Source organism: Bacillus sp. UMB0728 (assembly GCF_002858875.1).
GTDB lineage: Bacteria > Bacillota > Bacilli > Bacillales > Cytobacillaceae > Bacillus_AB > Bacillus_AB infantis.
Window position 1 is genome coordinate 73,398 of sequence record NZ_PKLA01000005.1, and the last position, 12,644, is coordinate 86,041.

Consider the following 12,644-nt stretch of genomic DNA (forward strand, 5'->3'; position numbering starts at 1 on the left):
TTTTCTGTTATTTTTTGCTGATGTTCTGCAGGGTGGAGGATTCCTCTTTATCCGACTTCTTAATGACCGAAAAAGATCCGTCGGACTCGAGCACAACCGCTTCTGCTTGTTCAAGCGAGGAGAGGCCCTGGCTTCTTGCGGCCTGGAGGATCTCCACTTCCAGAACACGCTCTTTCTTCATTTCATCGCGAAGATAGCTGCCTTTATAGTATAAAAGCGTCGGATTCGATTTGATCAGCTTGCTTACGGTCTTGCTATGGACAGAGGTCCAGGCCACCAGATATTGAAGCCCGATGAGGACGCAAAAGGCGACAAACCCTTCGGTTAATGCCACTTTTTTATTCAACAGGATGGTGGCGAGCGTTGAACCAAGTGCAACCGTCACAATCAGGTCGAAGGCATTCATCTTGGACAGGGTCCGCTTTCCTGAAATACGGAGCACCAGAATGAGCAGAAGATAGCTGCATATCCCGACGATCACCGTTCTGTATATATTATCCCAGCTGTTAAAAAACATCATATACCTCCCAGGAATCTTTACTTAGCCTTTTTCCTCCCAGATTGCCGCTGAAACATCCGAAAGGTTTGGGATATACTAAAAACCGTCAGCATTTGCGAAAAATCGACTTTTCCGGTAAAGTAAAAAGAGCATTTCGGGTGCCTGCGACAGGCACCGGTATGAAAGGAGAGATTGCTTTGGGCAGTCCAATACAAGATAAAAACCAGCAGGTAACATTCCTGAAGCACCGCTTAAATATGTTCATGGATGTCCTGGATGCGATAGATCCAGAGGACACAGAGCTTGAAGACATAGACCGTCTGATCGAGATGATCGACGAACTGGAATCTAAGTGTAAAGAATTTAATAACCGCGAAGAGTAGGAGGGAGCCCTGGTTTGGGGGCTCTTTTTGTTTTGGGCTGTGTGCTGTCAGAGGGCTGGTCGCAAAAAGAAGGTTGAAGGCCGCGATGTGGTTGAAGTCGCAAATAAAAACCAGAACTCGCAAATATAAATGAAAAGTCGCAAATATATCCTGAAACTCGCAAATAAAACGCAAATCCCGCAAATATCGCCCCCCGCACCACACCCCGCCGCCCACCAAAACCTCCCCTGTAACCGATTTCACCTCCCTCTTTAAATCACCAAAGGATAGGAGTATAATAAAATCGTGAAAATTCGTACAGAAACAGAAGATTTTTGAGGGGAACGAAAGGGAAGGGGATCTTGCTGTGAATTTCGAGACATTACAGGAAAGCATGTACCAGTTGATTGTGGAGACTTCTACGAACCTGCCGAAGGATGTGCGCCGCGCGATCAAGAGTGCGAAGGAGCGCGAGAGTGCCGGCACGCGTTCGGCGATGAGCCTTGGGACGATTACGAATAATATTAAGATGGCGGACGATAATGTATCGCCGATCTGCCAGGATACAGGTTTGCCGACTTTTAAAATCAAGACGCCGGTCGGTGTGAACCAGCTGGAAATCAAGGAAGCGATCAAGAACGCAATCGCCCTTGCAACGAAAAACGGGAAGCTGCGCCCGAACTCTGTTGATTCGCTCACAGGAGACAACAGCGGGGACAATCTTGGCGCCGGGACTCCGGTCATCAAGTTTGAGCAATGGGAAAAAGATTATATCGACGCGCGCCTGATTTTAAAGGGCGGCGGCTGTGAAAATAAAAATATCCAGTACAGCCTTCCATGCGAGCTGGACGGACTGGGCCGCGCGGGCCGCGATCTGGACGGCATCCGCAAGTGCATCCTGCATTCTGTGTACCAGGCACAGGGACAGGGCTGCAGCGCCGGCTTCATCGGCGTCGGCATCGGCGGCGACCGCTCTTCAGGCTATGACCTTGCCAAAGAGCAGCTGTTCCGTTCCGTGGATGATGTGAACCCGCATCCGGACCTGCAGAAGGTTGAAGAATATGTACTCGAAAATGCCAACAAGCTTGGCATCGGCACAATGGGCTTCGGCGGCGAAACAACCTTGCTCGGCTGCAAAATCGGTGTCATGAACCGCATCCCGGCCAGCTTCTTCGTATCTGTCGCGTACAACTGCTGGGCATTCCGCCGTCTCGGCATCAGCATTTCTCCTGCAACAGGCGAGATCAATGAGTGGATGTACCAGGAAGGCGAGAAGATCGATTTCGCTCCGACAGAAGCTGAGCTTGAAACAGCGGCTGCTGTAGAAGAAACCGCTCAGCAAGTGGTGACGCTGCAGGCGCCAATCACGGAAGAGCAGATCCGCGCTCTTAATGTCGGCGATGTCGTACAGATCAACGGCATGATGTACACCGGCCGTGACGCAATCCATCACCATCTGATGGACCATGATGCACCGGTCGACCTCAATGGCCAGGTGATCTACCACTGCGGTCCGGTCATGATGAAGGACGAAGCAGGCGAATGGCATGTCAAAGCGGCTGGCCCGACGACAAGCATCCGCGAGGAGCCTTACCAGGGCGATATTATGAAAAAATTCGGCATCCGCGCCGTGATCGGCAAAGGCGGAATGGGGCCGAAAACACTGGCAGCCCTCCAGGAGCATGGCGGCGTCTACCTCAACGCCATCGGCGGCGCAGCCCAGTATTATGCTGACTGCATCAAAAAAGTCGAAGGCGTCGACCTGATGGAATTCGGCATTCCGGAAGCGATGTGGCATCTGAAGGTTGAAGGCTTCACAGCCGTCGTAACGATGGACTCACACGGCAACAGCCTCCACCAGGATGTGGATAAGTCTTCACTTGAAAAACTGTCCCAATTCAAAGAACGGGTTTACTAATAAGAAAAGAAAGCGGGGAGCCAGGTGCTTCCCGCTTTTTCTAATGTTTGACAGAATGCTCCCGCCCATTTTCACAAACACTAAACCTAAAAGGTTTAAAGGAGGAAATGGGATGAGATACTGGAAGCAGCTGATGCTGGCCCTTGTGCTTTTTTTCGCGGGGAGTGCTTCTGCCCATGCAGGGACCGCCAATTCGCCGATTCACTGGGGCTTCAAGAAGGCAAGCAACGAGGTGCCGGCCGAGGCAGGCAAGCCGCTCGATGATCTGCTGGAGCGGTATGGGTCTTATTATAAAGGGGATACAAGCAAGAAGGATATTTACCTGACATTCGATAACGGCTATGAAAACGGCTATACCGAGAAGGTTCTTGACGTTTTGAAAAAAGAACAGGTGCCGGCCGCCTTTTTTGTGACAGGCCATTATTTGAACAGCGCCCCGGACCTTGTCAAGCGGATGGCGAAGGAAGGCCATATTGTCGGCAACCACTCCTGGCACCACCCGGATATGACGCGGATCAGCGATGAGAAGCTGGCGAAGGAGCTGGAGATGGTCCGTGCCAAAACGGAGGAGCTGACAGGCGTCAAGCAGATGGCCTACCTGAGGCCGCCGCGCGGGATTTTCAGCGAGCGCACACTTGACCTTGCGAAAAAGCAGGGCTATACCCATGTATTCTGGTCACTTGCCTTCGTTGACTGGCACAGGGACGCACAGAAGGGCTGGGAATATTCCTATAACAATATCATGAAGCAGATCCACCCCGGCTGCATCCTCCTGCTGCATACCGTCTCAAAGGACAATGCCGATGCACTGGAAAAAGCGATCCAGGATCTGAAGAAAAGGGGCTATACGTTTAAAAGCCTTGATCAATTGGAGATGAATAAAGCGTTCGAACATGATATGCTGTACTAGACACCTGCCCAAATCATCATGGATTTGGGCTTGTTTCTTGGGAGCAGCATAATCCCAAGTGTTATAATAAGGGTAAAAACACAAGGGATGGATGCTAGTTGGCTATTTTTCAAATGAAAGGACCTTATAACTTTGATCTTGTATTGGACAGGCTTTCGCTTGATCCGCTTCATGCTGTTGACAAGGAAAAGCGGAGTGTGAAGGTTCCTTTGATGATTGAAAATGAACCGATCGCTGCCGAGGTGACAGCGACGGGAACCACTGAGCATCCCGAATTCATCATAAACGGCATAGAGGGAAAACATAAAGAAAAAGCGGAAGAGCGCCTGGCGCAGATCTTTCAATGGCATATCCCGCTTGAGGATATCCATACCCATTTCCAGGGCACAGAGCTGAAGGCGATTTTTGACGAGCATTACGGCACACCGGTTGTGCTGGATTTCGATCCGTACGGCTGCCTGCTGAAATGCATCATCCACCAGCAGCTCAACCTGTCATTTGCCTTCACACTGACGAAGCGGTTTGTCGAGACATTCGGTTTTCAAAAAGACGGCGTCTGGTTCTATCCGCGTCCGGAAACAGTGGCCGCCCTGACAGTGGAACAGCTCCGCGAGCTCCAGTTCAGCGGCAGGAAAGCCGAGTACACCATCGGCCTCTCACAGGAAATCACCGAGGGAAGATTGAATCTTGAGGAGCTGGCAGAAGAGCCGGATGAAAACATCATGAAAAAGCTCATCAAAATCCGCGGCATCGGCCCATGGACGGTCCAGAACTTCCTGATGTTCGGACTCGGCCGCCAGAACCTTTTCCCGAAGGCAGATATCGGGCTGCAAAATGCCCTGAAGAAATTATATAAGCTTGAAGCAAAACCGACCCACGAGCAGATGGACGAATATACGCTAGGGTGGGATCCATATCTAACCTATGCTTCCCTGTATCTCTGGCGAAGCATTGAATAAATGGAGTGAAGCAGCACGATGAAAAACGAACAAACCGTGAAAATAGAAGAAAAACAGACCTTCCCGCTCACAATCAAGCGGCTCGGCATCAATGGCGAGGGCGTCGGCTATTTTAAAAGACAGGTCGTCTTCGTACCAGGCGCGCTGCCTGGCGAAGAGGTCGTCGTCGAAGCCACAAAGGTGAGCCCGAAGTTCGCCGAAGCGAAAATCAAAACGATCCGCAAAGAGTCCGAGTACCGCGTCCAGGCGCCATGCCCGGTCTATGAGCTGTGCGGCGGCTGCCAGCTGCAGCATCTCCGCTATGACCGGCAGCTGCAGGAAAAGCGCGACATCGTCATCCAGGCACTCGAGCGCCATACTAAGCTTCCGGTTGCAGGGCTCGATATCCGCGACACGATCGGCATGGAGGACCCGTGGAACTACCGCAACAAAGCGGCCTTCCAGGTCGGCCAGGAGGATGGAAAAGTCATCGCCGGCCTCTATGGGCTCAACTCCCATAACCTGATCAACATCCCGCAATGCGTTGTGCAGCATCCGCACACGAACAAAGCGATCGGTGTCGTCAAAAAGGTCATGAACAAGCTCGGCATCACTGTCTACAACGAAAAGACGAAAAAAGGAACCGTCCGCACCATCATGGCCCGGACCGGCATCCAGAGCGGCGAGCTCCAGATCGTCATCATCACATCAACGAAAGACCTGCCGAAAAAAGAGCAGCTCATCACAGAAATCACCAAAAGGCTGCCGCAGGTCAAATCAATCATGCAAAACATCAACGGCGAGAAAACATCACTGATTTTCGGAAAAGAAACGCGCCATATGCACGGGGAAGAATACATCCAGGAAACACTCGGGGACCTCTCCTTCGAGCTCTCTGCCCGGACCTTCTTCCAGCTCAACCCCGAGCAGACCGTCAAGCTCTATAACGAAGTCAAAAAAGCCGCCAGCCTCACAGGCAAAGAAAAAGTCGCTGACGCCTACTGCGGCGTAGGCACCATCGGCCTCTGGCTCGCCGGACAGGCAGGCGAAATCCGCGGCATGGACATCATTCCCGAATCCATCCAGGACGCCAAGAAAAACGCCGCCCGCAACAACATCCAACACGCCAAATACGAAACAGGCAAAGCCGAAGTCCTGCTTCCGAAGTGGATGAAAGAAGGCTGGAGACCGGACGTTATCGTGGTAGATCCGCCGAGGACAGGGCTCGACCAGGCTCTGCTGAAAACGATTTTGAAGGTTAAGCCTAAGAAGGTTGTTTATGTATCCTGCAATCCGTCGACATTGGCGAAGGATATTGCCGTGCTGGATCCGGAGTATAAAGTGGAGTATATGCAGCCGGTGGATATGTTTCCGCAGACGGCGCATGTTGAAGTGGTAAGTGAATTAGTATTGAGGAGTGGAGCAGGTTCCTGATTAGGTTTCTGGTTTATATTAATCAGATACATTGTTAAGTGTAGCGATGGTAGAAATTCTTTTGTTTAGGATTACTAACGATGAACCTTATCGTTAGTAAATGAGGTTTTGGTTAAGATAAAAGGCTTGTATGAAACCATACAAGCCTTTTCTTAGTAAGATTTGGAAAATGGTGAAGATAATATTAAAGGAATATTTTATATTATTTCTCTATTAAAAATAATATCTACTATATCAATTGTAGCACGATCATAACTTTCACCTTTATAAAATTCTCTTTCATCATCTTGATCTTCTCGAAGAAAGTCAATGGTTAATGATTCTATCTCATCACTATCTAAGAGATTGTTTAAGGTTTCTTGTATCTCCTCTTCAATACCCTCATTATTGATGTAAGGTAATATGTCCCACACATCCCCGTTTATTTTTTCAATAATATATTTTGAAAACTTCCCCAGGTAATTCGCACTGTCAAAATTAATATGATCAATATTATCACTAATATATTCAAATATATCCAATTCCTCAACATATTCTTCAACTTTTCCTACCAATGATTCCACTAAATCCTCATATATAAATGAAAACGAATCTTCATATTGTTGAAATAATTCCATCAGTTCAACATAATCCTCTAGGTCCAGACTAGAAATTATTGAGTTTCTAAATTGATATTCTTTAAAAGCATTATCAAAACCGTAAAAATAAAAAAGTTTTTTGTTTCCAAATAGTCTAGCAAGGATAGATATTTTTTGAACTCTCTTGTTATTTATTACCTCTGCTGATTGAAAAGAATCTATAGCTTCCATTATTATTTGTTTGTACTTTTCTAATAACCACTCTTCTTGTGTAACCATATATGCTATATAAACATAAATTTTGTTATTAAAGCTTTTCAAATTAAGGATTTCTCCACTATATACCATATTCCGAATGAGACTGTTGCTATCATTAGACAATTTTTCTAGCTGTTCAATATAAATGGCATTATTTATTATTGATTCTTTAAGAGGCGTATTTTCAGTAATAATATATTTCATATAATCATTAACAGATGGATTTATTACTCCTATCATTTCAAGACTATCTATATCAAAAATATTTATTAAAGAGTTTGATAGTCTTTTTTTACACTCCAAAAAATGATTGATTGTATGATCTAGCTGGGATTCATTTTTAATTCTTTTTACGAAACATTCTTCTAATATTTTTATATCTACTTGGGTATCAGTTAAAGAAAATAGAGTAAACTTGAACATTCTATCTTCAATTGATAATCCATAATTAAATTCTTCGGACCAAACCTCTTCTGGTCGGTCGAGTGTCTGCATAATATACATAGAGTATTCATCAGCATTTACCTTTGAATATCTTTTTTCATGTGTTACATATTCTATTATTCGTGGATTGTAATTTCTATGATTAATAATTTTCCTATAGCTTTTGTTTTTCTGGATAGATAAATAGTGATTTTTTGGTATTTTATTTTTTAACAAATGATTGAAAAAAATTTCTGCCTTTTCTTCTTTATCTATTTCATTCATATCAATTACTTTGATTTTTAGTTTGTCAGCATCATAATATTCTCGCAGCTTTCTAGACATTCCTTGGGCTTCATTAAAAATTGTTATTCGGGTATTTAAAATAAGCATCTTGTTTTCATGTATGCTTATATATTTCATTAAACTTATTAATTCCTCATCTTGCCAATCCTTCAATTTGAAATAATATTGACCAAAACAATCGTCTATATAAATTAACTCTTTTACTTCCTTATTTTCATTCAAAGAAGCCTTTAAGTTACTGATATCTCCGTTAGTTGTGTATCTTACCTGATAGCCGTGTTTTACAAAATAAAAAGTTAACATTTTTGAAGTAATAGACTTACCTACTCCAGGTTGACCGATAAGCATTACCTTTCTGTTTTTTTGAAGTATCTCTATACAGTCGTTAAATAACTTTGTTGGTACAAAGTACTTAAAATTACTCTCTAGATCATCTAATAATACTTCTCCATCAATAAAAACACTTCTGTTGATCACCTGTGTTAATTGCTGATCGGCTACCAGCCACAGTTTGAAGTTCTTCTTTAATATATCCTGATTTTTTGAGTTAGCTAAGAATTTATCTAGTTCGATTTTTGTATAGATATTTTTGTCACTTTCCATATAATCAGAAAACAAGTCATAAATTTCTTTTATATTGCTATGTGTAAGTTCTAAAGAAGTGCATATGTAATACTTTTTGGGCCTCGGAGTCATTTTCTCGATTTTTTCTAATTCTTTTTTTAAGGAAGTCCGCAGTGAACTATATGTACTTCTTGAATAATGCTTTATCTGAACTACAATATTATTATCAATAGTGTCTACTAAATCAATACCTCCATCTCTACCTGGAGAAAAATATCTGAGATGTAAATTGAGCTCCCTACTAAGAACATCGCTACATAATTTTTCGAACTCATTATCACTTAAATTTGAATAATCAAACATTTTTTCCCTTCTTTCAATCCTACTACTGTATATAAAATATAAATGAAATAAGCGCTATAATATAATTTTTAAATTTGAAAATGATGGATAATAATAATATTTTACCTCAATTTGGAATATAATAATATATATAGTAATCTTTACATATACCGATCAGAGGATTTGAAGTTGTATACCCATGTGGGTAAGCTTCATCGTATGTGGTTTTCCGGATTAATCGGAGGAGTATTTCATTCTCAGCTGCAAAAAGAATAAAAATCCCTTAAGAATATAAATAAAGTATATTTCGCTTGTCTATCTTATTTCTATTAAATCATTATTTGCAAAAACGTACCCCCTAAAAATAGGATATTTATGGTAAAATTATAACTAAGATACTTAGGGGGAATAACAGATGAAATTAATTAAATTTAGTGTTACAGGTTATAAGGTGTTTAAAAATACCTTTACCATTGATTTTTTAAAAGACTCAGTTGCTATTTTAACTGGTAGAAATAATACGGGTAAATCTACAATATTAGAAGCTATCAACTGTTTCTTTCAAAAAGCATCTAAAACTAATGCTATTTCTAATGATTGCTTCTCGGAAGCGAATAAAGAAATTGTGCTACAAGCTGTTTTTGAGTCTGGTGAGGATAAAGTCACCATCAAAAAGAAATATAACGAGGGAACAACTCCTAAGTTTTATGATGAAACCGATGTTGAAATTAAAGCAAGTCATGAATTAAAACCTAAACTAGATGAGATTTTAAACATTCAACCTTTTTACATAACCCCTGCTATGTTACCAGATGACATTAACGATCTAATTCAAAATATTTATTCAGAGATTCTTAAAAATAATTTAGAAAAACTTGAGGGAAATGATGGTGACGTTGAAGAAAAAAAACTAGCGGAAGAGTATGCTCAACTCAAAAAGTCGTATCCAGAGTTTTTAAGAAAAATTAAATTAAATACAGATAGAGTACTTGAACAAGTAAGTAGTGATGTTTCTGATAACTTAAAGACTTTATTTTCGAATGAACATTTATCTTTAAAGGTAGTAGGTGGAGAAAGTAACGGATTTTCTTCATCTGACATACTAAAGTCTACAAATTCAAGTGTTCATATTGATAATTCAAAGCAAACTGAAATGCCATTATCAAATCAAGGAACTGGCTTGCAGCGGATGAGTTTAATTTATCTCATTCAAAACATGATAGAGAAAAAACTTATGGGCATAGGTGACAATAAGTTACTATTGATAGATGAACCAGAAGCTTTCTTGCATCCAGAAGCGGTTCGAGCACTAAGTCGTTCTCTTTATAAAATTGGTGAGAAAATGCCGCTCATGATTTCTACCCATTCACCAATACTTATAGATTTATCAGAGAACCATACGTCGATTCAAGTTTTCCGTGTTGGTGAAAAAGAAGCGATTCAATTATATAAGTCTGAAAGAGACAAATTTGATGATGATGATATTAAAAATATGAAACTTTTAAACTATGTAGACTCTTATGTGAATGAATTTTTCTTTGCAGATAGAATTATTATTGTTGAAGGGGATACTGAGTATATAGCCTTTAAACATCTAGCAAAGGAGAAGAATGAAAACTTGCACATAATTCGTGCTAGAGGTAAAGATACAATCGGAACCTTGATGAAAATTCTTAACCAGTTTAATTCTAATTATGATGTATTACATGATGTAGATAATCATAGAAAACATTCCTCTTCAACATTAAAAGGTCAACTGACGAAGTGTAAAAAAATAATTAAACTTAAAGAAGGTAGTAATATAAGGGTTTTCGGTTCAATAGCAAACTTTGAAAATGCCATAGGCATTGGAGATGTTTCAAATGATAAAAAAACGCAAACTATATATAAAATATTACACGGGACCTCCGATACAGATGAATTTGCTAAAGCTAGGCGGATAGTAGGGAATTTATTTGAACAAGTAATAAACCGAGATAATGAGAAAGCTTTACATGAAGGATTCCTTAGAATAAACAGTGAAGAAGATTATGAGAAACTATTTGCTTTGTTGATAGAACAAAAAATTGATGAAGAAATGGAAGAGAAGAAAAAAGAAGCGGAGAAGAATAAACAAGAAGAAAAAGTGGTTTCTCAATCACAGAATAAATAATGAGCTGGTTTCCTTAAAGTATATTGCTGTGAAGCTCTCAGAGCAAAGTAATCTTTTATGTGCTGGACAACTTACTCAATTAGTTTCGATAGTGGCTTTCTTATAAGAGTAGCTTCTTTCTTTGGACTGGAGGAGCCAATCTGATAGACTCCACTTAAGGAAGTTTACTGACACATTCCAATTGATTAATTTTACCCAATGACAAATTGTGTTCAATTGAGATAACCTTCGTAAATGCAAAGACTCTTACAATATACAAAATAATAGAAGCTCTTGGTAGCTGGAAGTAGGTGCCTGCCACCCCATTCGCTAATGCTTTACGGTGTGTGGGGTCAGGCACTTTCTTTCTAAAGTGTGTGAGGTCAAGCACCTAATCCTACAACGATTCTTTTCGCTAACCAGTGCTTATCTTAAATTTCAGGGCCAGTTCCACATATACTCCTGTTATAAAAATTTACAAAATTAAAAAAACATATTGCGTACATTTAATTTTGATGATAATATTCAGCACAGGTAATCAAAATTAATAGCAAGCTTTCAACTCTTATCGAGAGCAGGCGGAGGGATTTGGCCCGATGAAGCCCAGCAACCGACCGTAATTCCGTTGTGAAACGGGGCGCTAGCAAGATTTGCGCCGGTATGTAAATACCTTTAAGGCACGGTGCTAATTCCAACAGAGGAGATTTTTCTTTTCTGGGAGATAAGAGGTGTGGAGATTCGATATACATAATCTTCAGCCTCTTTCTCTACGTAGAAAGAGGCTTTTCTATGTCATAAAAGGAGTGATACACAGGTCAGCATCAAAGGGTTCAAAGCAAAAGCATAAAAAAAAACAATAATGGAGAGAGAAAATGAAGAATAAAAAGTGGAGCTTTCTATTAAGTATTTTTGTCGTTATCCTGCTTACAGCAGGGTGCCAGCCAAAGACAGGCGTCAGCACCGAGGGAGAGGCGGCGGCCGATAAAACCAATGGTGATAACCAGCTTGCCGATAAAAAGATCGCATTAATTATGCAGCAGAATCTTGGTACATTTTCTGCTCAATATATTGACGGTGTGAAGGAGCAGGTTACGAAATTCGGCGGAACTACCACAGTTTTTACTTCTGATGGTGACCTGGCGAAGATGTCTTCAAACCTGGACGCAGCGATCAACCAGGGGTTTGATGCTATTTTAATAGACCATGGTACGAAAGAATCATTGGCGGCCGGCGTCCAAAAGGCGGTCGAGAAAGAAATCCCAGTGGTTGCCTTTGACGCCGAGGTTAGTGAACCGGGTGTGACCGTGCTTGAGCAGGGTGATCAGCAGATGGCAAAAAGCACTCTTGAGAGACTGGCTGAGGACTCAGATGGAAATGCAAATATCGTTAAAATATGGGTAGCCGGCTTTGCGCCGATGGAGCGAAGACAAGTCGCCTATAAGGAATTCCTTGAACAGAATCCGGGGATTAAAGAGGTCGCCGCATTTGGAGCAGCGACGCAGAATACAGCATTGGATACTCAGTCACAAATGGAAGCCATTTTAAAGCAGTATCCGGAGAAAGGGCAGATTACAGCGGTTTGGGCAGCATGGGATGAATTTGCCAAAGGAGCCGTTCGTGCTATTCAGCAGGCCGGCCGGACAGATATCAAAGTGTACGGAATCGATATGAGTGATGAAGACCTGCAAATGATTCAGGACAAGAATTCTCCTTGGGTGGCAACTGCAGCTGTTGATCCAAAGGATATTGGCAGAATTCAGGTTCGCTATGCCTATCAAAAATTATCCGGAGAAGAGACTCCTGACAATGTTAAATTAACACCGGTGTTCGTATCAAAAGAGGACCTCCCGGAAGAGCAAATCACAACCACGGAGCTGAATGAATACGTGGAAGGATGGGGCAACAGCGACCAGGGATATACCGAAACCCTGAAGGCATTGGAAGAAGGGAAATAACAGAGGGACATTAGGCAGCCTTAGGT

The 12,644-nt window shown here is 42.1% G+C and carries 9 protein-coding genes and 1 riboswitch; of the genes, 7 read left to right on the plus strand and 2 right to left on the minus strand.

The genetic code is table 11. The features are described 5' to 3' along the window. Window positions 1–7 precede the first annotated feature (7 nt). The gene (locus tag CYJ37_RS19695; protein ID WP_441296445.1) at window positions 8–517 is read right to left on the minus strand and encodes a DUF421 domain-containing protein; all 510 of its coding nucleotides are present in this window, start codon (window positions 515–517) and stop codon (window positions 8–10) included. A gap of 179 nt (window positions 518–696) precedes the next feature. Between CYJ37_RS19695 and CYJ37_RS19700 the strand changes: the two genes are divergently transcribed. From CYJ37_RS19700 to rlmD, 5 genes are all read left to right on the plus strand, one after another. After that, entirely contained in the window at window positions 697–882 is a 186-nt protein-coding gene (locus CYJ37_RS19700; protein ID WP_009792096.1) for an SE1561 family protein, read from the plus strand. A 373-nt stretch (window positions 883–1,255) separates the two neighbouring features. After that, window positions 1,256–2,779, plus strand: a complete 1,524-nt coding sequence (locus CYJ37_RS19705; protein WP_180827402.1) for a fumarate hydratase — start codon at window positions 1,256–1,258, stop codon at window positions 2,777–2,779. 112 nt (window positions 2,780–2,891) lie between these two features. Further along, complete coding sequence (pdaA, locus tag CYJ37_RS19710) at window positions 2,892–3,689, plus strand: delta-lactam-biosynthetic de-N-acetylase (RefSeq protein WP_101551249.1); 798 nt, start codon at window positions 2,892–2,894, stop codon at window positions 3,687–3,689. A 113-nt stretch (window positions 3,690–3,802) separates the two neighbouring features. Further along, window positions 3,803–4,648 (plus strand): DNA-3-methyladenine glycosylase family protein, encoded by an 846-nt coding sequence (locus CYJ37_RS19715; protein WP_180827403.1) that lies wholly within the window; start codon window positions 3,803–3,805, stop codon window positions 4,646–4,648. 18 nt (window positions 4,649–4,666) lie between these two features. Next, the gene (rlmD, locus tag CYJ37_RS19720; protein ID WP_101551253.1) at window positions 4,667–6,061 is read left to right on the plus strand and encodes a 23S rRNA (uracil(1939)-C(5))-methyltransferase RlmD; all 1,395 of its coding nucleotides are present in this window, start codon (window positions 4,667–4,669) and stop codon (window positions 6,059–6,061) included. 197 nt (window positions 6,062–6,258) lie between these two features. Here rlmD and CYJ37_RS19725 read toward each other — a convergent pair whose 3' ends face one another. Beyond that, window positions 6,259–8,553, minus strand: a complete 2,295-nt coding sequence (locus CYJ37_RS19725) for a restriction endonuclease (RefSeq protein ID WP_101551255.1) — start codon at window positions 8,551–8,553, stop codon at window positions 6,259–6,261. 394 nt (window positions 8,554–8,947) lie between these two features. Between CYJ37_RS19725 and CYJ37_RS19730 the strand changes: the two genes are divergently transcribed. Beyond that, the gene (locus CYJ37_RS19730) at window positions 8,948–10,684 is read left to right on the plus strand and encodes an ATP-dependent nuclease (protein WP_101551258.1); all 1,737 of its coding nucleotides are present in this window, start codon (window positions 8,948–8,950) and stop codon (window positions 10,682–10,684) included. A 541-nt stretch (window positions 10,685–11,225) separates the two neighbouring features. Continuing rightward, a riboswitch (SAM riboswitch) is annotated at window positions 11,226–11,391 on the plus strand. A 144-nt stretch (window positions 11,392–11,535) separates the two neighbouring features. Beyond that, window positions 11,536–12,618, plus strand: a complete 1,083-nt coding sequence (locus CYJ37_RS19735) for a sugar ABC transporter substrate-binding protein (protein WP_101551260.1) — start codon at window positions 11,536–11,538, stop codon at window positions 12,616–12,618. Window positions 12,619–12,644 lie beyond the last annotated feature (26 nt).

What these genes read in the sequence shown, in the direction of transcription:
- rlmD (WP_101551253.1), top strand. Translation starts at nt 4,667, where the DNA reads ATGAAAAACGAACAAACCGTGAAAATAGAAGAAAAACAGACCTTCCCG.
- CYJ37_RS19695 (WP_441296445.1), bottom strand. Translation starts at nt 517, where the DNA reads ATGTTTTTTAACAGCTGGGATAATATATACAGAACGGTGATCGTCGGG.
- CYJ37_RS19715 (WP_180827403.1), top strand. Translation starts at nt 3,803, where the DNA reads ATGAAAGGACCTTATAACTTTGATCTTGTATTGGACAGGCTTTCGCTT.
- pdaA (WP_101551249.1), top strand. Translation starts at nt 2,892, where the DNA reads ATGAGATACTGGAAGCAGCTGATGCTGGCCCTTGTGCTTTTTTTCGCG.
- CYJ37_RS19735 (WP_101551260.1), top strand. Translation starts at nt 11,536, where the DNA reads ATGAAGAATAAAAAGTGGAGCTTTCTATTAAGTATTTTTGTCGTTATC.
- CYJ37_RS19730 (WP_101551258.1), top strand. Translation starts at nt 8,948, where the DNA reads ATGAAATTAATTAAATTTAGTGTTACAGGTTATAAGGTGTTTAAAAAT.
- CYJ37_RS19705 (WP_180827402.1), top strand. Translation starts at nt 1,256, where the DNA reads ATGTACCAGTTGATTGTGGAGACTTCTACGAACCTGCCGAAGGATGTG.
- CYJ37_RS19725 (WP_101551255.1), bottom strand. Translation starts at nt 8,553, where the DNA reads ATGTTTGATTATTCAAATTTAAGTGATAATGAGTTCGAAAAATTATGT.